Here is a 22970-nt window from a genome sequence, read left to right on the forward strand (position 1 = left end):
TGTTTTGCGTTGCGTTGCGTTTCGGTGTGTGTGTGTGTGTGTGTGTGTGTGTGTGTGTCGTTGTCGGGTCGCATATTGGTGCCGTTTGTATGTACTGAAGTCGCCTAGAGTGTTCCTCGGGGCGCGCTCTCGAGCGCCAAAGGTGTGGCGCTCGGCAGTTGATATTGTTGGTTCTTAAGTTTGCTTGCGGTGGTGGTGCAGGCGATCTCTGAGCTCGTTGGCTTAGAGCGGCGCGGCGCGCCAGGCCACCCAGGCCTGGATGGAGTTTGGGCCCCACGGTTCCATGCATACATCGCCATCATAGCGCCAGGCGGCGATATTCATCACCGTAGCAGTCCCGTCGCTCAGAGTTATCGTGCTGCGCTCGCCGCCGTCGATGGACACGGTGTCCTCGCTTTTGAAGACGAGTTCGTGGGCGGCGCGGGTTCCACAAGAGTCATCTTCGGTGGCGCCGGTGGCGTTCCCCATGGAGACGGTGAAGTCGAGGGTGTTGTTATTGGTCAATTGCGTGCCGAGACCGTCGTCCATCGCGAGGAAGAGGCCGTTTTCGGCGCGCGCCGAGAACGCGTAATAGAGGTCGGCGTAGGGCCGGCGACTCATGACGAGGTGGATCGGTTGGCCGGTTTCGAACCCGACTTCGGGGGTGACGTCGGCGCCGTGGTGGTCTTGGGTTGCGTATCCGACGCTCCACGGTTCACCCTCGACGTCGATCTGCAGTACACGCTTGGCTGTTTCTCGGCAATAGAGGTCGACCTGGGTGTCCTCGATGGGTTTGTCGAAAACGACTGTTCCCTGAAGGCCTTTGATAAACTGGTCGCCCATGGGGTCGGCGAGTGTTTCGCTCGGTCCGGCGAAGCACACGACGACTTGGCCGGCGGGGATTTCATCGGGGTCGGCGCAGGCGCTCAGAGGAATGGCGGCGGCCAAGAGTAATGTGAGGGCGAGCGAGGGTCGGTTGAGCGTGTCTTGAAGGCGTCGCATTAGGTATCCCGTCCAATCATTTAGTAAAGTATTATTAGGTGATGGGATGGTGAGTTTATGGAATCAGCGATCGCGATTCAAACGGTTTTTGGTGTGCGTTGGTGCGTTGGTGCGGTGGTGTTGCGGGTTGGCGGGGCCCGCCACTGTCACTGCGCGACATCTCCCCCGAGGAGGAGAAATGCCGTGGGTTTGGCGGGGCGCGTCGGGTTTGCGTGGGTGTCGTATCACTTCTCTTCGAGTATTTTTGCGCCCTCGGGCGGGGCAAAAAACGTGTCCAAGGTGTCGGGGCGGAACTCGACGTCGGTGAGGGTGGTGTTGGTGGCGAGGTCGCCGCGCTCGGATTTTTCGACATCCCAGGGATAGGTGGAGTAGCGCTCGGCGAGGGTGATGCCGTCGACGGTTTGCTTGCCTTCGTAGACCATGAGCTTCTCGGGGGAGTGGTCGCCTTCGGGGAAGAATCCGGGGTAGCTGACGATATAGCGAAGGCCGCCCAGGTGGCCGGTTTCGGCGTCGAGGTAGACGATATAATAATCGTCGGGGGAGTCGCCGACGTTGTCGCCGAAGGTGGCTCGGATGACGTCGTGGGGGCGTCCGTGCAACTCGGCGGTGCCCTGGGTTTCGAGGTTTACGCCCGGGTCAGCCAGCACGAAGGGCATGGCCATGAAATAATAGGGGGTGAGTGCCCAGAAGCGGGCGTCGGTTTTGGGGTCGGCGTCGGCCGGAGAGACCCATGCGACTTTGCCGTCCCAGCCGAACTCTACATCTTTGTCATCGGGGAGTTGGTGGCGGGCGCGGGCCGACCAGGTGTCGATGGTCTGGAAGGTGTCGCGGGCGGGTTTGTCGCCGACGGGTTGGTAGTTGAATCGGAAGTAGACGGGGCCGTTGGCGTACCAGGTTTGCAGGCCGCCGTGAGCCTCAATCGAGCGCCAGAGCAGCTTGCCGGCTGGGGATTTTTCGAGGCGCTTCTGGGCTTCCTGAGTGCGTTCGGTGACCCATTCGGCCCGTGGTGTCGCGGTTTTTGGGGCCGGCGCTGATTTTGTTTGGGCGGAGTCAGGGGCTGCGACCGGCGCGTTTTCGGGCGCGTTTTCGGTGGGCGCGGAGTCTTTACAGCCGGCGCTGAGGAGGAGGGCGAGCAGGCAAAAACCAATCGTAAATAGGCGCAAGAGTTGGCTCATTTGAGAGGATTGGGTTGACCAGCGAGGCGATACGAATCAGCCAGAAAACGTGGCTGCCAATGTTCGATGCAAATGACCTTTCGATAATGGATCCAAAGTCCGAAAAATTCCAAGGTCCTAGCCGAGGGGTGAGTCGTGTGCAGTTTTGTGGCACGGGTTGTCCGTTTTTCATGCGCGCCGCGGGGCACGCGAGCGAAATCAGCGTGAAGTTTTTGGGGTGCTGCGAGTTCTGCGCAGACGCAGTTTCTTGGTTATTGTGATCTCTTTTTAGAGATAAAATATTCAGAAAAAAGAGCGGCTCTTTGGTGAGTGAACGGCGACATTCTGCGCGATTTTGGGGGCCGGCGAGGTGCAAGGCGCTTTGTGGGATTTTGTGGCTGTTGCTGCTGCTTTGGGCGCCAGCCTCGGCGTGGGGCCAGGCGGCGGTGGCGCCTTTGGAGCCGGCGGAGACCTTGGACCTCTCTCAACCGCTGGCGATGGAGAAGCCCGAAGGGTGGGATTATCTCAAGCCCGTCGGCAATCTGCTCGCCCTCAATCTGATCTATTGGGCGGGGTCACGCTATGTTCTAAATAATGATTATTCCTATATCGGTCCCCAGAGCATCATCAATAATTTCGAGCAGGGTTTTGTTTGGGATTCCGATGAGTTTGGGGTCAACCAGTTCGGGCATCCCTATCAGGGGGCGGGCTATCAGACGGGGGCGCGGGCGGTCGGTTTTGGGTTCTGGGGGGCGATTCCATATACGGTGTTGGGGAGTCTGCAGTGGGAATTTTTCATGGAGAATACGCCGCCTTCCTATAACGACCTGGTGACGACGTCGGTGGGCGGGGTGGTGCTCGGGGAAGTTCTATTTCGGCTGTCGTCGGCGTTTCTAGACCCGTCGAGTCGCGGGTTCGAGCGGGTCGCGCGCGAAGGCGGTTCACTGGTGATTAGCCCTATTTATGGAATCGCGCGACTTGTGTCGGGCGACGCGGCGCGCCTGGGTGAGATGGAGGGGACGCAGCCAGTATCCATAAAGTTCGGGGTCGGCTTTAATGATTTTAATTCCTCTGATCTCAGCGGTGGTGTTCTCAATCTTGGCCTGGATGTCGGCATCATCTACGGGGATTTTGTCGATGATGGGCGCCCGTTTGCGCCCTTCGATTGGTTCGCGATGCGCGGCGGTGTCAATTATCGGCCGTCGGATTTTCAGGCAGCGGACTTCGATCTCAGCGGGTTGCTCGCGCGCTGGGGGTTTGGGTGTGGCAGCGGCAACGACTGCGTCTGGGGGCCGGCGATGCACTACGACTATCATCAAACCCCAGCGTTTGAAGTCGGGACTTCGTCGGCGGGCATCTTGGCCCTGGGGCGATTCGACCTGGGGGTGGGCGGGCTGAAGCTCTACGCCGGGCTCGACCTCGAGGTGATCGCGCTGGGCGGCTTTGATTCGCCCTATGTCGAGTCGGCGACCGGGCGCGCCTATAACCTCGGGTCTGGCGGATTCGGGCGGGCGGCGTTGGTGCTTGATCGGCCCGGATGGTTTCAATTGCGCGGGTATAGTTCGCGCTATTATGTCCGCACCGTGAAGGGCGTGACGAGTCACGATTGGGCTGGGATTACCGGGGCGAAGCTCGAGGTTCCGATACATTGGGGGCTAGGGGTTTCGGTTGGTCTTGTCCTCTACGATCGGCTCGGCGTTTCCGAGGATTATCCGAGGGTTGAGAGCTGGAATGTCGCCCAGGAGTTGCGCCTCTATTGGAAACTATAGGGGATTCGCGCTTCGCAGTTTTGCCGGAACCAACGCGGTCTCCGAAGTCCTCAGCGCATCATTCATCCGAGGTTTATGCGCCTAAGATGGCGTCGATTTTCGCCAGGGCATCCGCGGCGCCCAGGTCGACCGAGATGGTGGCGCCGGGGCCGTGCGCCTCGCGCGGGTTGATGCGGATCAGCGGGGCGTCGAAGGCGCGGGCGAGTCGCTCGGATTGCCAGCGCACGGTGGGGACGGCGGTGCCTGCGCCGCATTCGATGATCGCCAGTTTGGGGGCGGCGTTCGCCCCGGCCAGTCCCGTGAGCCAACTTCTCAAGCGCTCCTCCTGCGCGTCGCTTCGCTCGCCGACAAATCCAGCATCACCGAACATTAATATATTGGGGCGAGCCAGCGCGCCGCAGCCTGGGCAGCGCGGCATCGGTGCTTCGGCGCGAAAGGTCGTCGGATCGAAGTTGAGCGCTTCGCTGCCCGCTGACCATATATGAAAGTCACAGGGGCCGGTGCATTGAAGATGGTGTATCGATCCGTGGCATTCCACGACTCTATCCTCGGCAAAACCCGCCGCCTGAAATTGCCCATCTACGTTGGAGGTGAAGACGAAATGGCCGCCGGGTTTGGCGCGCCCCCATTTTCGCAGCAGCGCGAAGCCTGCGTGGGGCGTGGTGTCGCGATAGAGGTGGAGGCGGTGGCCATAGAATCCCCAGGCTAATTCGGGGTCGCGCGAAAACCAGGTCGGATTGGCCATATCAACGAAGTTCAGCCCGAGCTTTTGAAAGGCTGGATAGGCGCGCCAAAAACCCTTGTCGCCGCGAAAATCTGGCAGGCCCGAGTCGACGCCCATGCCCGCGCCGGCGGAAATAAAGAGCGCGTCGGCGGCGGCGATGGCTTCGGCAGCACGTTGGATTTGGGTCATGTCTCGGTCTCCGGTTTTCATATTTTCGAGGGTTAAATCGAATAAGTCTTGCGCACTCGACCCGCTATGTCGTGAAGATAATTATCTATTTTTAATAGTGGGCTTGGATATTTACGGGGAGTCGTCTAAATATTCCGCGACGCATCCCGCCCGGAATTTTCATTTCCGTGTCGTTTCAACCCAAGCCTCATCTTCAACGCTATACCATATATGACTGATTTATCGACGGATCATGCGCGGCATCGCGAATTAGCAAGAGGTGTCTTCCCCACGAGCGCGCGACGCCTTCGACAGGCGCTGGTTCTCCTTTTGATGCTCGCCTTCGCGGCGCCCTCGACGCTTTTGGCCCAGGAGTCGGTGAAGCCGATTGAGGCGGTCGAGCCCGCGGAGCAGGCGCCGCTGACGCTCAAGGACCCCCTGGAGTTTGAGGACCCCGAAGGCTGGGATTATATCAAACCGGTGGGCTGGATTCTTTTTACAAATGGGATGTTCTGGGGTGTGGCGCGGGTGTTTCTCGATAAGCCGTATTCCTATATTGGGCCGTCGAGCATCGCCCGAAATTTCCGCCAGGGGTGGGAGTGGGACGCTGACGCGTTCCCGACCAATCAATTTGGGCATCCCTACCAGGGCGGGCTTTATCACGCGGGTGCGCGCGCCACTGGCTTTAACTTTTGGGAGAGTATTCCGTATACGATTCTCGGCAGTCTTCAGTGGGAGATGTTCATGGAGACCGAGCTGCCCTCCGTGAACGACCTGATTACGACCAGCGTGGGCGGCGTGATCGTCGGCGAGGCCTTGTTTCGCCTGGCCGCGTTGCTGATCGATGAATCCAGCGAGGATTCTGAGCGTGTGATTCGTGAAGCCGGGACGTTGGCGATTAGCCCGATCTTCGGGTTTAACCGCCTGCTGACTGGTGACGCGACGCGCTCCGGGTTGCCGCCGGTTCGGCGTCCGGCGGCGCTTCGGCTTTCGCTGGGCTTTGATAGGTTTCGCCCGGTTGATGCCAAAGAAGGTGTTCGAAATATCGGGTCGAGCTTGCGCGTGGTCTATGGCGAGTTCGAGGATGATGGTCGGCCGTTTCGCCCCTTCGATTGGTTTATGTTGGGCGGGGCGATGCATTATCGGCATCCTAAATTGGAAGCGGCCTCGCTCGAGGTCATCGGCCTGCTGGCGCGAACGGGCTTTGGGTGCGGCGAGGGGAATGACTGTGTCGTGGGCCCCTCAATGCGCTTTGATTATGAGCGAACGCCGGTCTTTATGGTGGGGACCTCTACGGTCGGTGGGACGGCGATCGGCCGCTTTGACCTGGGGTTCTGGTCGCTTCAACTCTATGCGCAGCTTGATCTTCAGGTGATCGCGCTTGGCGGCTTCGACTCGCCGTATGCCGAGGTGGTGGAGCGGGATTATAATCTAGGCGCCGGCGGCTTTAGTCGCGGCACGGTGATGCTCACCAAGCCCGACCTATTTCAGCTTCGCCTCTTCGCGAACCGCTATTATGTGCGCACGATTCACGGCGCCAAGGGCAACGAATTCGCGGGTCTTTTCCGGACTGAGTTGGAGTTCCCGATTTATTCGGGCTTCGGGCTGGCGGTCGGCAACGTGATTTATGACCGTATTGGCATGCCTCAGGATTACCCCAAGGTTCAGACGAGCCATATCTCCCAGCAGCTTCAGATATTTTGGCGCTCCGGGTTTGGTGCGTTGCTATAAGTGGGGCGTCGCGACAGGATGAGTTAGGCGCATTCGTTCACTTTATTGGATAGAGCATGTTGGGGAGATATCGCCTCGGATTCGAATATTGGCGGGATAGCTTCCGGGCGTCGGACCCGGGGCTGGACCGCCTTCGCATCGGCGCGCGCGCGGCGGTAACCGTCGGCTTATCGTTGACGCTGCTCTTCATCCTGGCGCCGTGGCTCGGCCAGGAGTTAGCGACCGGTCTTCCCGGCGTGGTCATCGCGATGTTCGGGGTCATCCTGGTCAACGATGACACGATTCGAGCCCAGAAGATTACCTTATTGCTGCTGGCGATTCCGGCGCTGGGCGTCTTCGTGCTGGGGACGCTGCTGGCGAGCGACCCGCTGCTCAATGGTGTGGGCTTTATTGGGGTGATCTTGGCGTCGGTCATCTCGCGGCGCTACGGCGCGCGCGGGTTGGCGCTGGGGATGGTGGGGGTTCTTAGCTATATCTTTGCGCTGTTTTTGAACGTCGGCGTCGCGGATTTCCCCTGGATATTCGCCGCCACCGTCTTGTCGCTCGCCTGCGCCTACGCGGTCAGGTTTTGGCTATTTCGCGAGGGGAAGTGGCGCTTTGTCTGGGCGCGCCGGGCGATGTTAAGTCGCACCAATATGCTGCTTCGTTTGCTTGAATATGCGGCGAGTGGGGACGGCAATCCGGCCGAGAAATGGAAGCGGGCAAGGCCTCTTATTATCGAGAATCTGGAGCGACTCAACGCCGCCGCGCTGCGCGTGGAGGATGCCTGGCTCGTCTATAATGAGCACGCGTCCAAGCTCAGCCGGGTGAAGTCGAATAGCGCGCTCGATTACGGCCCGCATGAGGTGCCGCTGCCGCGCTGGATCTTTGCCGTGGAGATGGTCGCCGAGCGGGTGACGGTGAACCTGCGGCGCATCCTGACGATGGACGAGGATGACCCGGAGGTTCGTCGCGAGATCGTGGCCGCGCTGCGGGAGGCGCGCCCGGTGATTGACGCCGCGCGTGGGCGCGACCGAAAACCGACCACGCCGCGGCTGGAGGCGCTGATTAAATTCTCGCAGGTCAGTCGGCATGAGCCGCTACGGCGGTTTGCGGTTGCCCTGGACGATGTCGCGAAGATCGTCTTTTGGGACGCCTATGAGGTTGAGCTTAGTCTGGAAGACGCGCGCGTTTTAGACCCGTTTTCGCCCATGAGCCCGGCGCCAGAAGTGAGCATCGCCCCGGATGAGGCCAGCGGTGAGGGGCCGGAGGCGGAACGAAAACGCGAGATACGCGCCAATACCCGCGAGGCCGTTCAGGCCGTGCTGGCCGGGACGCTGGCTATCTTGGCCGGGCATTTGGTGTCGCCGACCCGGTGGTATTGGGCGGTGATTGCGTCGTTTGTGATCTTTATTCGCACCGGCTCGCGCGGCCATATCATGATCAAAGGCGCGCAGCGGGTGCTTGGGACGCTCATCGGAGTGGCGGTTGGGCTGGGGTTGGTGATGTTGGTCGAGGGGCATATGCTCCTGGAATTATCGCTGATCTTTGTGGCGATTTTTGTGGGTTATTACCTGGCGCAGGTCTCCTATACCTGGATGATCAGCGCGGTGACGGTGCAGATCGGTGTGCTCTACGCGCTGATGGGCAGGCCGGTGCGCGACGTCTTGATGGTGCGGTTTCAGGAGACGCTTCTGGGGGTGATTATCGGCGTGGTGGTCGCGGTGTTGGTGCTGCCGACGCGCACTCGCCCGAAGATTCATAACCGCATGGCGCTGTTGCTGGAGGAGTGCGCGGGCTATTTTGAGGCGAGCGCGGTCTATATGCGAAAGAAGAGCGCGGATATTTTTATAAAACAGCGCTCGCGAAAGTTGACCCGAAGCCTGCAGCAGTTGCGCGAGGCGGCGCGCCCGATGCGCGGGCGGCTGGTCCTGGTGAAGGCGGTGAGCGTGAATTACGAGCTGATGCTGCTCGGCGTGCTGGTCTACCAGGCGCGCAACCTGGCCGCGTCGGCGGAGCCGTCGAATCCCGACTTGAGTGACGGATTGCGCGAGTCCATCGCTGAGCGCGCCGAGCGGCTCGGGCGTCTTTGCCGGGGGCTCGCGCGCGCGCTGCGGTTTCCGGACGAAAGGGCAGCCGCGGGGCCGGAGAATCAGCCGCGCTATGACGCCGACGGCGACGAGGTTCGACTCAGCGAGCCCTTCGATTTGCCCGATGAGCCCGGCGAGCGATTGCCGCCGAGCACGGTGGCGATCAACGCGCTTCGGGCGGCCGAAAAGATCGCCCGGGAGTTTGGCCGGGCGCTGGATTCGGATGAGAGTATTCGTAAATAATCGGTGGCGTGTCTCGCGGCTTAGAGCGCGCTGGTGCGCCAGGCCATCCAGGCGTTGGGCCCCCAGACGTCGGTGCATTGGACGTTGTCGAAAGTCCAGGACGCCACGTTCATGACCTGGGCTGGGCCTGCGTCGAGCTCGATGCTCGCCTGGGCGCCGCTGGTGAGCGTGGCGCTGCTCTGCGCGTCGAAGACGAGGGTGTGCCCGACGCGTTTTCCGCATTCGTCGAGATCACTTCCGCCTCCCTTTTCACCCACGGCGACCGAGAGGCCTTCGATTGCCTCGGGCTCTAGCGCCTCGACGCGCCCGTCGTTCAGCGTCAGCAATACGCCGTCTTCGCTGCGCGCTGAGAATGTGTGGTAGCTGCCCCAGCTCGACTGTTGCTTCACGGTCAGCGTGATATTTTGGCCCGGGGCGAAGTCGACCACCGGGGTGATGTCGGCGCCGTCCTCATCTTTGGCCTGGTAGCCGATGCTCCAGGTTTGATCGTTGGTCTTCACCTGCAACACGCGGGAGCTACTCGCGCGGCAATAGCTGTCGAATTCCTCTTTGCTGGTATCGGCGATGGCTTTGTCGAAGACGACCTCGGCGCTAACGGTTTCGACGAAATCTTCGAGGGGCGGGCCGGCGTCGCTTGAGGGGAAGTCGAAGCAAATGGAGATTGAGCCGGCCGAGAGTTCGCTGGGGGCCGAGTCGCCGCAGGCGCTCACGGTCGTGGCGCCAAGGGATATGGCCAGGGCGAGCAGAAATTGGTGCGGTCTTGGGGGCAGGTTCATGGTGGCTCCTGGGGTGGTCTGTTTGTGAATCGTCTGGGGCGTTTCGGTGGGATTGTAAATGGATGGCGGGCGTGAATCAAAACTATCTGGCGGTCAGTCTGTTCACCAGCCAGGCGAGCTGGGTGGGGTCTTTGCGCGGTCAGTCTGGCGGTCAGTCTGATTCACCAGCCCGGCGAGCTGGCTGGGGTCTTGTGGCGTGATGGGGCAGGCTGTCGGGGGTGGGTTATAGGTCGGCGATTTTTATGACATTTCCCACGCGCGCGCTCTTGACGTATAGAATGGTGGCGCTACAAATATCGCCGCGTTCCTGCGACTCGGCGGCCGTTTTGTGGCCCTTCGATTCGCTCACACCTGCAAGACCACGAAATATCCTATGTTGACGCATCCGAAGAAATACGACGCTATCGTTATTGGTGGGGGCCATGCTGGCTCTGAGGCGGCGAGCGCGATGGCGCGAATGGGCCTGAACACGCTGCTCTTGACGATGAATATCGACACCATCGGGCATATGAGCTGCAACCCGGCGATTGGCGGGGTCGCCAAGGGGCATCTGGCTAAAGAGGTAGACGCGCTGGGCGGTGTGATGGGCAAAATCGCGGACGCCTCAGCGATCCAATATATGCGTCTGAACACCAGCAAGGGGCCGGCGGTGCGCTCGAGTCGGGCGCAATGCGATATGCGTATCTATCGTCAGCAGATGCAGATCGAGCTGATGAATACGCCGAACCTCGATATTAAGCAGGGGCGCGTCGAGGATATTAAGCTCGTAGAAGAGGGCGGAGAGTTGCGGGTCAAGGGCGTCGTGTCCAGCCTGAATATTCTCTATGAATGCGAGCGCGTGGTCATCACGACCGGGACGTTTTTGCGCGGGCTTTGCCACGTCGGGACCGATAATTTTGCGGCCGGCCGCGCGGGTGATTCGGTGTCAGTGGGGCTTGCCGAGACGCTGCAAAGCCTGAAGTTGGATATGGGGCGCCTGAAGACCGGGACCACGCCGCGCCTAGACGGTCGCACCATCGACTGGTCGGGGCTCACCGAGCAGCCGACCGACGCGCACCCGCGCAAATTCTCGTTTTATCACGAGACCGAGATGCTGCCGCAGGTCTCCTGCTTTATCACCTTCACCAACCAGAAGACCCACGATGTGATCCGCGCCAATACCGACCGCTCGCCCATGTTTACCGGGGCGATCGAGGGGATTGGGGCGCGCTATTGCCCGAGCATCGAGGATAAGGTGGTGCGCTTTGCGGACAAAGATTCGCACCAGATCTTTTTGGAGCCCCAGGGGCTCGACACCCACGAGATCTACCCCAACGGCATCTCGACGAGCCTGCCGCTGGACGTGCAAATGCAGATCTTGAAGACGATCCCGGGGCTGGAGAATGCCGAGATTATGCGGCCGGGCTACGCGGTTGAATACGATTGCGTGAACCCGATTCAGCTCGACCCGACCCTGGAATTGCGCGGGGTGAAGGGGCTGTTTTTGGCCGGCCAGATCAACGGCACCTCGGGTTACGAAGAGGCCGCGGCGCAGGGTCTTATGGCTGGCATCAACGCCGCCTTGCAGCACCGCGGCGAGCCGGAGTTGGTGCTCGGTCGAGACGAGGCGTATATTGGCGTTTTGATCGATGACCTGGTGACCAAGGGCGTCGATGAGCCGTATCGCATGTTCACCAGCCGCGCGGAGTTCCGCCTATTGCTTCGCGAAGATAACGCGGATTGGCGACTCTCCGAATACGGCCATCGCCTCGGGCTTTTGAGCGACGCGCATTACGCGAAGTTCACCGAGAAAAAACGCATCATCGAGGAGACCCGAAAGGCGCTGGCGAGCGCGACGATCGGCGGCACGCCTGAGAATGACGCGTTCCTCAAAGAGAAGGGCGTTGGCTCGGCCGGAAACGGCGTGAGCTTTGAAGATCTGCTCAAGCGCACCGATAACTCGTTGCAAGACCTGCTGCCGGTCGCCGCGCGCTTTGCTCCGGGCTTAAAGCTCGACGAGCTCAGCCCTGAGGTCGCCGAGGCGATCGAGATTCAGGTGCAATACCAAGGCTATATCGGCCGGCAGATGAAGCAGGTCGAGAAGCACCGCGAGATGGAGAGCGCGGTCATCCCGCGCGAGATTGATTTTAGCCAGGTCGGCGGGTTGTCGAACGAGGTTATCTCGCGCTGGTCGAAGACGCGCCCCACCACGGTCGGTCAGGCGGCGCGCGTGCTGGGCTCGACGCCCGCGGCGATTTCGGCGCTGCTGATTCACCTGAAGATGAGCGCCTGATACAGCTCGTTTGATGGCTGGTTCGTCACCTGGTTGGCGCCAGTCATCGGCCGGAAATAAAAACCCCGCAGGGCGCGGTCTCATTCTCGAATGAGTCGCGCCCTGCGGGGTTTTTGGTGCTTCGGAGTTGTTCAGGGCGTGTGCTTAGACACGCCCTGAGGTTGGCTTAGCAGCCCTCCGTCGGTGCGATGCCGAAGTCATCGGCGTTGTTCGTCGGGTGCGCGGTATAATAGTCCGCCACGTCGAAGGGGGTGTCGCCGAAGTAGGGGGTGAAGTTACAACGACGGTAGGTCGTGTCCTTCCAGATGCTCGAGCCGGGACGCTCTGTGCTCTGACCAAACGCGTCGGTGATGGAGTCGTCGGCGCGCTCAAATGCGCCCGAGGCGTTGTCATCCTGGTAGATGATGTAGCGATCGTCGCCGTTATGCGCGATGACATTGTCGTCGAGCAGGTCGCAGGACTCGGAGAACGACGCGCTGTCGTGGCAGGCGGTGAAGACATCGCCCGGAGCCAGTGTCTGCGCGGGGAGCATCGTCTCGTAGGTGCAGGTCGTGTTGGCGTTGTTGAGCTGGCAGATGCCGATATTGGACAGGTCCAAATCGGAGGTGCCGCAGTTGAACAGCTCCAGTCCTTTGTTAAACCCGGTGCCCTCGACATACTCGCTAATGATCAGGCAAGCGACGTCCGGGGCCGTGGTGATGGTGATATCGGCTGTCATGCCCGCGCCGCCGCCAATCGAGGCGGTGACGCTTGCGGCGCCTTCGCTGCTTCCAGCGACAACCTGGAAGTCGACGCTGAACTCACCGGCCGGGACCGTCACGCTCGCCGGCGCGCTGATGTCGCCGGTGGTCGCGATCTCCACGACCTGTCCGCTGCTTCCCGCCGGAGCGTTTAGCGAGACGGTCAGCGTGGCGTTTCCGTCGACGCCGATACCCAGGGTATCGGGCGTCAGGGACGCGACGGTGCGCACGGTGGCGTCGTCATAGAGCGTCACGGTGCTGCTCATCGAGGTGGCGTCGAGCGTCGCGGTGACATCGGTGATATCTCCCGCAGCGCCAGCGGCGCTGAGGTCGATGGTCCCGGTGGACTGACCGGCCGGGATCGTGATGCTCGCCGGGCCGGTGACGCTTCCGTTGGAGTAGGTCACGGAGACGACCGTGTCGTCAGCACCCGCGTGGCTCAGCTCAACCGTCAGGGCCAGAGGGATGGTGTTGGTGGCGTCGAGGAACGCGGTGCTGGGGCTCAGGTCGAGCAGCTCCGGCAGACCTTTGACGAGGTCACTCTCGTCGCGGACCAGGATCTTGTTCGAGCCGAAGGAGTGCTGCAGCGGTCCGATGACGGCGCTAAAAGCATCGCCGACGACCGGTTCGGGAACCGGCGCGTAGAAGACGTCGTCCACGCGGATGCCGCCGGTCAGCTCAAACTCACCGTATTGGTCGACGGCGCTGGTGACCGTGACGTTATTGACGCGTACCAGCACGCCCAAATAGGTCTCGGACTCGGCGCCGCCAAAGGCGATGTCGGCCGAGTCAACCACGACCGGCGCCGGCAGGGCGTTGCCGCTCGACTTAATGGTGATGGTCGTGGGCGAGACGAGCTGCAAGGAGTCGCCGAAGCTTCCGACGGTGGCCTCAATGTCGATGATGTCGCCGCGGGCCGCGATCGGTGCGGTCGTCGGGGCGTTCGGCATATAGACGTAGACACCACTCTTCGGCACGCCATTTGCGTCGAACGCGGCGCCCGAGGTGTGCTGGATCATCATCGCGCGTGAGCCATCGGTGGCGGTGACGATCATGTCTTCGAGCAGGACCGTCGCGCCTTCGGCCTGGGTTCCGTCCCAGATCTCATAGGTGCTCGACAGGCAAGCGCTGAAGCCAGGGTTTGAGTAGTCGGGGCAGGGGTCGCACACGTCGCCGATGCCGTCATTATCGCTGTCGGCCTGGTCGGGGTTCGCCACGCCGGGGCAGTTATCGGCGTCGTTCGGGACGCCGTCGCCGTCGCGGTCGTTCGGGTCGAAGGCCACGCACTCGTCGCCAGCGTTGAGCGGGCAGGGGTCGCAAGCGTCGCCGATGCCGTCGCCGTCGAAGTCAGGCTGGCCTGCGCCGTCGAGCGGACGCGAGGGGTTGAAGACGTCGGGGCAGTTATCCTCGGCGTCCGGGATGCCGTCGCCGTCGGAGTCCAGGTCGGTGCTCATGCCGCTGTATTCGCCGGGGCGTGCGGGCACGCAGCTCGGCTCGTTGGCGGGCTCGTCGCAGTAGAACGGTCCGTAGCTCGACGCGCCGGTGATGTCGGCCCAGCCATAGCCACTGCCGCCGTCGGCGGTGTCGGATTTGAAGCATGCCACGCGCTCGCCGGCGCACAGGGTGACGTCGTCGCAGCTGGTGAGCTCGGAGGCCGGGACCAGCGCCTGCATCATATTGGGCTCACCGATGAGCGCGGTGCCGCCGCGCATGACCAGGAGCACGTCGTCGGCGCCGGCGTTAATCACGGCGCGGTAGTCGTCGCTTTCGCTGGCATTATAGATCGCGATGTCGGCGATATAACCTTCGGCGAGTTTACCGAGTTGGTCACCTACGCCCAGCGCGATCGCGCCGTTTTCGGTGCCCATCTTCCAGATTTGGTAATCCGTGAAGTGGTGGTTGTAGTGGTTCTGGTTGAGGTAGTCGACGCATTGAAGCTCGCGGGTCATATTGGCCGAGCCGCTCAAGATCCAGTCGGTGCCCAGCGCGATGGTCACGCCGAGTTGGTCGTAGGTCAGCACGTCGGCGGTGTTGCCGTACAGGTCGATATTGGTGCGCGGCGACCAGACCAAGTTGGTCTGGTTCGCGGCGACCTCGGCGATATCCGCGGCGGTCAAACCGATGCCGTGGATCATCGAGGTGTTGGTCTCAATCAGGTCGCGCCCGCCGCCCTCATTCGAGGAGAGGCACCCGAATTCGTTGCGCGCTTCGGCGTCGATGCCCTCTGAGATATGCGGCAGATAGATATCGTTATTAAGCACCGAGAGCGGGTCGATTTCGCTATAGCCGCAGCCATCGGAGCGCATCGTGCCGTTGGAGTCATCCAGCGGGAAGGTCTCGTATTTGACCCGGACGTTGACGCCCTCGGTGGTCGCTGCGTAATCGAGGTTTCGCACCAGGCCGACTTTGCCGCCCGAGCTGGCCATGCTGGTGACGCCGCTCAACAGGTGACGAAGCTCACCGAAGAGCACCGGCGCGTCGTTATAGCTGCTATTTCCCTGGTTGATCTTGGAGTGTCCGCGCTTGCCTTTTCGCCAGTCATGGCGGTGGTCGTAGCGCTCTTCGCCGTGGCTGCGCGGGGTGTCCGCGCCCCAGCCGAGATGCTCATGAGCGTTGACCAGGCCCGGGCTGATGACCGCATCTGCACACTCAACGACGGTCGCTGCAGCGGCGTCGGCGTCATCACCGCAATCGCAGCCGACGCACGCAAGCGTGGCGTTCTCGCTGCTGCGGTCAATGAGGACCTGACCGTTTTCGTAGATGGTATTGCCCGCCAGGACCGTGCCCTGCATCAGCACGAAATCCGAGGTTCCCGCGGTGGCCCGACACGTCTCTCCCGAGGGAGGCGGCGTAGTCGGGTTCGCGCAGGTGACGCGATTGCCCTCGGGCGGGTCGATGACGTCGGGGTCACCGCCGTCGGGGTCGCCGCCATCGGGGTCACCCCCATCGAGATCGCCGCCATCGGGGTCACCCGCGTCAGGGTCTCCCCCATCGGGAAGCGAGCCGTCCGGGGTGTCGGTGACATCGGTGCCGCCGTCGATGCCGGTATCTGGCTCGTTATTGTTTTTGTCGGAGGTGGAATCGTCCCCGCACGCTGCTGCTGAAAGTAGCAACAACGCGAGGACAGGGAGGAGGCGTCTGCGTAGCATCGTACTCATCGTCAGTCCGTGGCTTATGCGATTAATAAAATCGGTCGAGCTGTGATTTGTGACCGAGCGTGGCAATAAAACACTCATTGATTCTGTGAGAGGTTGTTTTCATCCCCGGTAGATTACCCGAGTTTGAATTTGATTTCATCCCGCTGTGATTTGGGACGACTACCCTCCGAAGTTGTCTGAGCATTATTGATGGCGAGGCCGCCACCAAGAGTGGCTCTACATGAGTAATCCAAAGGTCGCAACTGGCCAAGAATTGGCGGCGAGTTTTGTGCGAAGCCGGCGGGCAGATGGGGTGGACTAAAAAAATCCCCGCGGCGCGTGAACCCTCGGATGAGGATGGCGGCGCCGCGGGGGGATGATGCGGGAGCTCTCGGGCGGGGGCGTCCCGCTCGGGAGGGTCGTTTAGCAGCCCGGCTCGGGGGCGACACCGAAGTCGGAGATATCGTCGATCGGGTGCGTGCTAAAGTAGTCTGACACCTCGAAGAGGGTCTGGCCAAAATACGGCGTGAAGTTGCAGCGTCGATAGGTCACGTTTTCCCAGAGCAGGGTGCCGGGGCGCCATTCGGTCTCGCCGAAGGCATCGGTGACCGTGTCGTCGCCGCGCTCGAAGCTGCCCGAGGCGTTGTCGTCTTTGAAGACCAGGAAGCGGTCGTCGCCGTTGTGGCGAGTGATGCTTCCTTCCTCCAGATCGCAACTCATCGGCAAGGTGCCGCGGGAGTTGCAGATGGTGAAGACCTCATTGGGAGCCAGGGTGTGGGACGGCAGCATCGTTTGATACCCCTCGCAGTCGGTCTCGGCGTTGTTGATCTGGCAGACGCCGAAGTCCGACAGCTGCAGGGCGGTGCTGCCGCAGTTGAAGATCTCAATGCCCTTATTATAGCTGCTTCCCTCGACGTATTCGCTGATGATCAGGCAGGGGATGGGCGGGCCTGTGCTGACGTTGACGTTGGCGGTGCGGGTGCTTGAGGTGCCGAGTTTCGCGGTCACGCTGGCAGCGCCGCCGGTATTGCCCGCGCTGACGCGGATATTGGCCGACAGGCTTCCCGCCGGGATCATCACGGTCGCCGGCGTGCTGACGTCACCGGTCGAGGTGATGATGAGCAGTTGGCCGCCGCTTCGGGCGGGGAGATTAAGCGTGGCCGTCAAATCAGCGCTCCGGTTGGTCTCGATGCTCAGCGGGTTCGGCGTCAATGACACAAGCGAGCGCGCCGAGGAGTCGTCATAAATCGTGACCGTTGAGCTGAAGGAATCACCGTCGTAGCTGGCGGTGATGGTGGTCGTATCGCCCGCGCTACCGTTGGCGCTCAAGGTGATATCTGCGCTGGCCTCGCCGGCGGGAATCGTGACGCTCGAGGGGCCGCTGACCTTATTATTCGAATAGCTCAGGGCGACCGTCGTGGCCGAGGAGCCGCCGTGGGTCAGAGTTACCGTCAATTGGGCGGTGCCGCTCGCGTCGAGGAAGGCCGAGCCCGGGCTCAAATCGCTGAGCGCCGGGTTGCCCTGGACCAGGTCATTGGCGTCGCGCACCAAAATCTTATTGCTGCCAAAGGAATGCTGCAGCGGTCCGATAACAGCCGAATAGCCCTCGCCAACGCTCGGCGCCGGGTCGGCCAGGTAGAAGACGTCGTCGACGCGCAATCCGCCGGTGAGCTCGAACTCGCCGTAGGTGTCCATGGCGGAGGTGACCGTGACGTTATCCACGCGCACCAGCACGCCCAAATAGGTGTCGGCGTCGGCACCGCCGGTGGCGATATCAGCCGGGTTCAAGCGCACCGGGTTGGGCAGCGGGTTGTCGCTTGAGTTGATGGTCAGCACCTCCGGGTTCGTCAGTTGAAGCGAGTCGCCAAAGGAGCTGATGGTGGCCTCGATATCGATGAGGTCCCCGCGCGCAGCGATCGGCACGTCGGCGTTGGGCATATAGACATAGACGCCGCTTTGGGCCACGCCGTTGGCGTCAAACGCCGCCCCAGAGGTGTGCTGGAGCATCATCGCCTGAGCGTCGTCGCTGGCGGTGACGATCATATTTTCGAGGCGGATCTTGGCGCCCTCGATCTGCGTGCCATCCCAGATCTCATAGGTGCTCGAGAGGCAGGCGCTATAGCCAGGGTTTGCGTAGTCGGGGCAGGGGTCGCAGGCGTCGCCGATGCCGTCGTTATCGCGGTCGGCCTGGTCGGGGTTGGCCACGCTCGGGCAATTGTCACTGTCGTTCGGGATGCCGTCACCGTCGCGGTCGTCGGCGTCGAAATTCTCGCAATTATCGCCCTCATTAAGCGGGCAGGGGTCGCAGGCGTCGCCGATGCCGTCGTTGTCGTAATCAGCCTGAACGCCGCCGTCCAGGGGGCGCGGCGGGTTGAAGACGTGGGGGCAATTATCCTCGGCGTCCGGGATGCCGTCGCCGTCGGAGTCAAGGTCGGTGCTCATCCCGCTGAACTCACCCGGGCGCGCTGGCACACAGCTCGGCTCGTTCTCCGGCTCGCCGCAGAAGAACGGCCCATAGGTGCCGCTGTTGATGATGTCGGTCCAATTATAGGTCTCCTCATTGTAGAGGGTGTCCGACTTAAAGCAGCTCAGACGCGACGCGTCGCAGATGCTGATGCCGCTGCAATCGTCGACCTCATCGGCCGGCACCAGCGCGTGGATCAAGTTCGGCTCGCCGATCAGCGCCTTGCCGCCGCGCATGACCAGCAGCACATCTTCGACGCCGGCGTTGATCACCGCGCGATAATAGTCGCTGTCGGCGGCATTATAGACGGCCAGGTCGGCGATATAGCCCTCGGCGATGGTGCCGACTTTGTCGCCGACGCCCAGCGCGACCGCGCCGTTTGCGGTGGCCATGCGCCAGATCTGATAGTCGCTAAAATAGTGGTTATAGTGATTCTGGTTGAGATAATCCACGCATTGCAACTCGCGCAGCATATTGATCGAGCCGCTCAAAACCCAGTCGGTTCCTAGGGCGATATTCACGCCGAGTCGGTCATAGGTGGTGATGTCGGCGGTGTGTCCGTACAGGTCGATATTGGTGCGCGGCGACCAGACCAATTTGGTGTCGCCCGCGGCGACCTCGGCGATGTCGGCGGCGTTCAGGCCGACGCCGTGAATCATCGAGGTGTTGGCCTCGACCAGGTCGCGGCCGCCGTTGGTGCTCGAGGAGAGGCAGCTAAATTCGTTGCGCGCCTCCGGGCCGATTCCCTCCGACACATGCGGCAAGAAGATGTCGTTGGCGAGCACCGATTCGGCCGTGATACCGCCATAGGCGCAGCCCTCGGTGATATAGGTGCCGTCGGAGTCGCCCAGCGGGAAGGTGTCGTATTTTACGGTGACGTCGAGCCCCTCGGTATAGCGGGACTGGTCGAGGTTTCTCACCAATCCAGCCGCCCCGCCGGAGCCCGCCATGCTCGTCACGCCGCCGAGCAGGTGGCGAAGCTCGCCGTAGAGCACGGCACTTTTGCTGTTATTACTCGCGCCGCTCTTGATATTGGTGTGCCCGCGCTTTCCGAGTCGCCAGTCATGGCGGTGGTCGAAGCGCTCCTCGCCGTGAGGGACCGGCGATTTTGCCGCCCAGCCCAGATGCTCGTGGGCGTTGATCAGGCCGGGGCTGATGACCGCTTCGGCGCACTCGATCGTCGTCGCCTGGGCCGCGTCGGCTTCATCGCCGCAATCACAGCCCACGCAGGTCATCGTCGCGTGGGCGCTGCTGCGGTCGATGAGGATCTGGCCGTTCTCGTAGACCGTGTCGCCGGCCAGGATATTGCCCTGCATCAACACGAAGTTGGAGGTGCCGTCGGTGGTGCGGCACGAGCGCCCCTGCGGGGGCGGCGTGGTCGGATTCTCACAGGTGACGAGGTTCTCGTAGCTGGGCTTCGGGTCGTCCGGGCCGCCGGTGTCCGGGGATTGACCATCGCCGGCATCCGGGTCGCCTGCATCCGAATCCCCGCCGGTGTCGCCGGCGTCTGCGCGGTCGTTATTCTCGGAGGGGTTATCCTTATCGGTCGAATCCTCCCCGCAAGCTGCAGCAGAAAATAGGAGCAGCGCGAGGATGGGGAGAAGACGTTTTCGTAGCATCGTACTCATCGTCAGCCTGTGTCTCATGCGTATTATGAAGTCGGTTTAAGCGCGGCTTCAAACCGATAAGCTCAATAAAGAAATAATTTATTTGTGGGAGGTGCTCTGAATCCCAAACAGTATAGCTGAGATTTAAAACGATTTCACCTCGCCCGGAGCAGGGTCAACGTCCTCTGGGCATTGGCGCAAGGGGTGGGGCTGAATCCTTAGCAAATATCGTCCGCGCTCAGCGGGCAGGGGTCGCAGGCGTCGCCGACGCCGTCGCCGTCGGAGTCGGCCTGGGCCTGGCCGTCGAGGGGGCGGATGGGGTTGAAGACGGTGGGGCAATTATCGTCGGCGTCGGCGATGCCGTCGCCATCGGCGTCCAGCGGCGAGCTCATTCCGCTATACTCGCCGGTGCGTGCCGGCACGCAGCTTGGCTCACCAGCCGGGGTGGCGCAGAAGAAAGGCCCATAACTCGACAGCCCGGCGATGTCGGCCCAATGGTAGCTGAAGCTACCGGTTCCGATATCTGATTTGAGGCAGGCCAGGCGCGCGTCGCTGCAGAGCGTGACGCTATCGCAATTGCTCAGCTCATCGGCCGGGGTCAACGCCTGCATCAAATTGGGCTCGCCAACCAGGGCTTTGCCGCCGCGCATCACGAGCAGGAGGTCGTCGGCTTCGGCGTCAATCACCGCGCGGTAGCCCGCGTTTTGGCCGGCGTTATAGACAGCGATATCGGCGATATAACCCTCGGCGATTTTACCGAGCTTATCGCCCACGCCCAAGGCAATCGCGCCGTTTTCGCTCGCCATCTTCCAGATATCATAGTCGCTAAAATAGTGGTCGTAGTGATTCTGGTTGAGATAATCCACGCATTGCAATTCGCGCGACATATTCGCCGATCCGGTGACCACCCAATTGCTCCCGATAGCGATATTGACGCCAAAACGGTCGTAGGTGGTGACTTCGGCGGTGTGGCCGTAGAGGTCGATATCGCTGCGCGCTGACCAGACCAATTTGCTGCCTCGCTGGGCGAATTGCGCGATATCCTGGGCGTTGAGTCCGACGCCGTGCACCAACGCGGTGTTGGCCGCCATGAGGTCCTGGCCGCCGTTGGCGCTGCTGGATAGGCAGCGGTATTCATTGCGTGCTTCGGCGTCGATGCCCTCGGCGACGTGCGCCAAAAAGATATCGTTCGTGAGCACGGACGGGTCCTTGATGCTTGGATAGTCACAATCGGCGCTGCGCAGGTCTCCGCCAGCGTCTCCCAGCGGGAAGGTGTCGTATCTGACGCTGACGTCGATGCCCTCGGTATTCTGCGCGCGGTCTAGGTTTCGTACCAGACCGGGCGCGCCGGCCGAGCCGGCGACGCTGGTCACGCCGCTTAAAAGATGGCGAAGCTCCCCATTGAGAATGCCGATGGTCCGCCCATCGCTTGGGCCAAGTTGCAGGTTATCATGTCCGCGTGTGCCGGTGCGCCAGTCATTGCGGTGGTCGTAGCGCTCGTCGCCGTGGGCGGCGGGTGTGTTGGTGCTCCAGGCGAGGTGCTCGTGCGCGTTGATGAGTCCCGGGCTGATGACCGCCTCGCCACATTCGATAAGGGTCGCGGCGGCGGCGTCGGCTTCATCGGCGCAATCACAGCCCATGCAGGCGATGGTCGCGTTGACCGCGCTTCGGTCGATGAGGATTTGCCCGTTCTCATAGACCTTATCGCCGGCGAGTAGGTCGCCCTGCATTAAGACGAAATTGTTGGTGCCCGCGACGCTTCGGCAGGATTCGCCCGGCGACGGCGCGGCGGTCGCGTTATCGCAGACGATGACATTCTCTTGGCCGGGATCGACGGTGTCTGTATCAGCGCCATCGGCATCACCCGCATCGCTCGGTCCGGCGTCTGGGTTGGTCGCGTCCTCGTCGCCGGTATCCGCGTCGAGGGAGTCTGCATCGCTGACGTCGAGCTCTTCGCTGTCCCCGGCGTCGAAGTCCGTATCCGCATCATCGGCGTCGGCTTCCTCGGTATCTTGAGCGTCGGCATCGGGCTGCTCGGTATCCGATTGGTCGGCGTCAGATGCGTCCAAATCGCGCCCATCTAACTCCTCTGCGATATCTCCAGCGTCTGACCCGGTGTCTCGGCCGGCATCTTGGGTCGACGCGGTGTCGCCACCGCAGGCCGCGGCGCTCATTAAGAATGCAGTGAGGATAAAGAGAAGACGGCCGGGGCGGTTGCTTTGCATTATCAGCCTATGGGCTCTGCGGTGGGTCAATATTCGGCAGCTAAAATAGCAAGGGCGCGGGAGGTGACTATAGCATTTCTATTTCGCCGCGCGCAAAAGAGATGGGGGCGCGGGCGCCACTTTCTATAGCCTCCTAGGCATTCATCCTCGAACGATATCGTCGAGGTGCAGGATGCCGCTGAGCTCGGGGTTGAGCGCGCAGTCGATGAGCAGCGCGGCCAGCTCGGCGCCGGTGCGTGGCTGGTAGCGCTCGCTCAGGCTCTTGGCGCCCAGCGCGCCCAGCGCGGCGAAGAGGGGCTTGGAGGCGACGGAGCCGATGCGCTCCAGGGGGCGCGACTCGCCGCGGTCGGGGCCCGAGATAAAGGACGCGCGCACGGAGGCCCAGGAGACCGACGCCGCCTGGAGTTCGGCTTCGATGCGCGCGCGCACCTTCAGGTAGGGGTTCGTGGTGCCCTGTTTGACCCCGATGGCCGACAGGTAAATAACCCGGCCCGGCTGGGCGGTCGCCTTATTGGCCTCAAGCACCATATGCGTCAGCCCATAATCGACGGCCTCATAGGTGTCGGCCACCGCCGAATCCGTCCCCTGGCGACCGCGCGCTTTCGTGGTGCCGAGGAGCAGAAAAATATGAGTGGGCTCGAGGCGCGCGAGCTCGGCGCGGATCGCCTCTTCTTCCCAGGCGGCGGTCGAAAGTTCGACATTCTCCCAGGCTTTGACGCGCTCCTGCCAGTCCGGCAGCGCCGAGGAGTCCGGGCGAATATGGGCCCAGACCTTGGTCGCGGGGCGTTCGGCCAACTGCGCGACGACCGCGCGGCCGGTATAGCCTGTTGCGCCGATCACGAGGATGCGCGGGGTGCTGGATTTTTCGCTGGCGTTCGTCGTCATTGCAACTCCGGGGAGGGGCTGGTGC

Annotated in this window: 12 protein-coding genes; 4 read left to right on the plus strand and 8 right to left on the minus strand. The window is 62.0% G+C overall.

Annotated features, from left to right (window positions below; all coding sequences use genetic code 11):
* Positions 1–222 precede the first annotated feature (222 nt).
* Positions 223–981, minus strand: a complete 759-nt coding sequence (locus DN745_RS04230) for a hypothetical protein (RefSeq protein WP_111332464.1) — start codon at positions 979–981, stop codon at positions 223–225.
* 224 nt (positions 982–1205) lie between these two features.
* Positions 1206–2156 (minus strand): hypothetical protein, encoded by a 951-nt coding sequence (locus DN745_RS04235; protein WP_133621752.1) that lies wholly within the window; start codon positions 2154–2156, stop codon positions 1206–1208.
* A 452-nt stretch (positions 2157–2608) separates the two neighbouring features.
* On the opposite strand from DN745_RS04235, the gene DN745_RS04240 reads away from it, so the two are divergent.
* Positions 2609–3904, plus strand: a complete 1296-nt coding sequence (locus tag DN745_RS04240) for a DUF3943 domain-containing protein (protein ID WP_133621753.1) — start codon at positions 2609–2611, stop codon at positions 3902–3904.
* A gap of 73 nt (positions 3905–3977) precedes the next feature.
* Here DN745_RS04240 and DN745_RS04245 read toward each other — a convergent pair whose 3' ends face one another.
* On the minus strand, positions 3978–4817 hold the full coding sequence (locus DN745_RS04245; protein ID WP_111332469.1) for an SIR2 family NAD-dependent protein deacylase: 840 nt from the start codon (positions 4815–4817) through the stop codon (positions 3978–3980).
* 210 nt (positions 4818–5027) lie between these two features.
* On the opposite strand from DN745_RS04245, the gene DN745_RS04250 reads away from it, so the two are divergent.
* On the plus strand, positions 5028–6527 hold the full coding sequence (locus DN745_RS04250; RefSeq protein WP_111332471.1) for a DUF3943 domain-containing protein: 1500 nt from the start codon (positions 5028–5030) through the stop codon (positions 6525–6527).
* Between the two features lie 56 nt (positions 6528–6583).
* Complete coding sequence (locus DN745_RS04255) at positions 6584–8839, plus strand: FUSC family protein (RefSeq protein WP_111332473.1); 2256 nt, start codon at positions 6584–6586, stop codon at positions 8837–8839.
* A gap of 20 nt (positions 8840–8859) precedes the next feature.
* Here DN745_RS04255 and DN745_RS04260 read toward each other — a convergent pair whose 3' ends face one another.
* Positions 8860–9615 carry a hypothetical protein gene (locus tag DN745_RS04260; RefSeq protein WP_111332474.1) on the minus strand — a complete coding sequence of 252 codons (756 nt, stop codon included), beginning with the start codon at positions 9613–9615 and terminating at the stop codon, positions 8860–8862.
* 376 nt (positions 9616–9991) lie between these two features.
* Between DN745_RS04260 and mnmG the strand changes: the two genes are divergently transcribed.
* Positions 9992–11887: a tRNA uridine-5-carboxymethylaminomethyl(34) synthesis enzyme MnmG gene (mnmG, locus tag DN745_RS04265; RefSeq protein ID WP_111337537.1), complete on the plus strand. Its 1896-nt coding sequence runs from the start codon at positions 9992–9994 to the stop codon at positions 11885–11887.
* 166 nt (positions 11888–12053) lie between these two features.
* Here the strand turns inward: mnmG and DN745_RS20185 are convergent, their stop codons facing one another.
* The 4 genes from DN745_RS20185 to DN745_RS04290 form a co-directional block, all read right to left on the minus strand.
* Positions 12054–15785 (minus strand): amidohydrolase family protein, encoded by a 3732-nt coding sequence (locus tag DN745_RS20185; RefSeq protein WP_162687442.1) that lies wholly within the window; start codon positions 15783–15785, stop codon positions 12054–12056.
* A gap of 402 nt (positions 15786–16187) precedes the next feature.
* On the minus strand, positions 16188–19847 hold the full coding sequence (locus DN745_RS20190; protein ID WP_162687443.1) for an amidohydrolase family protein: 3660 nt from the start codon (positions 19845–19847) through the stop codon (positions 16188–16190).
* A gap of 206 nt (positions 19848–20053) precedes the next feature.
* Positions 20054–22060 (minus strand): amidohydrolase family protein, encoded by a 2007-nt coding sequence (locus tag DN745_RS20100; protein ID WP_111332478.1) that lies wholly within the window; start codon positions 22058–22060, stop codon positions 20054–20056.
* Positions 22061–22201: 141 nt separating this feature from the next.
* Positions 22202–22945 (minus strand): NAD(P)H-binding protein, encoded by a 744-nt coding sequence (locus DN745_RS04290; RefSeq protein WP_111332480.1) that lies wholly within the window; start codon positions 22943–22945, stop codon positions 22202–22204.
* Between the last annotated feature and the right edge of the window lie 25 nt (positions 22946–22970).

It is taken from the genome of Bradymonas sediminis, assembly GCF_003258315.1.
In the GTDB taxonomy this organism is placed as follows: domain Bacteria; phylum Myxococcota_A; class Bradymonadia; order Bradymonadales; family Bradymonadaceae; genus Bradymonas; species Bradymonas sediminis.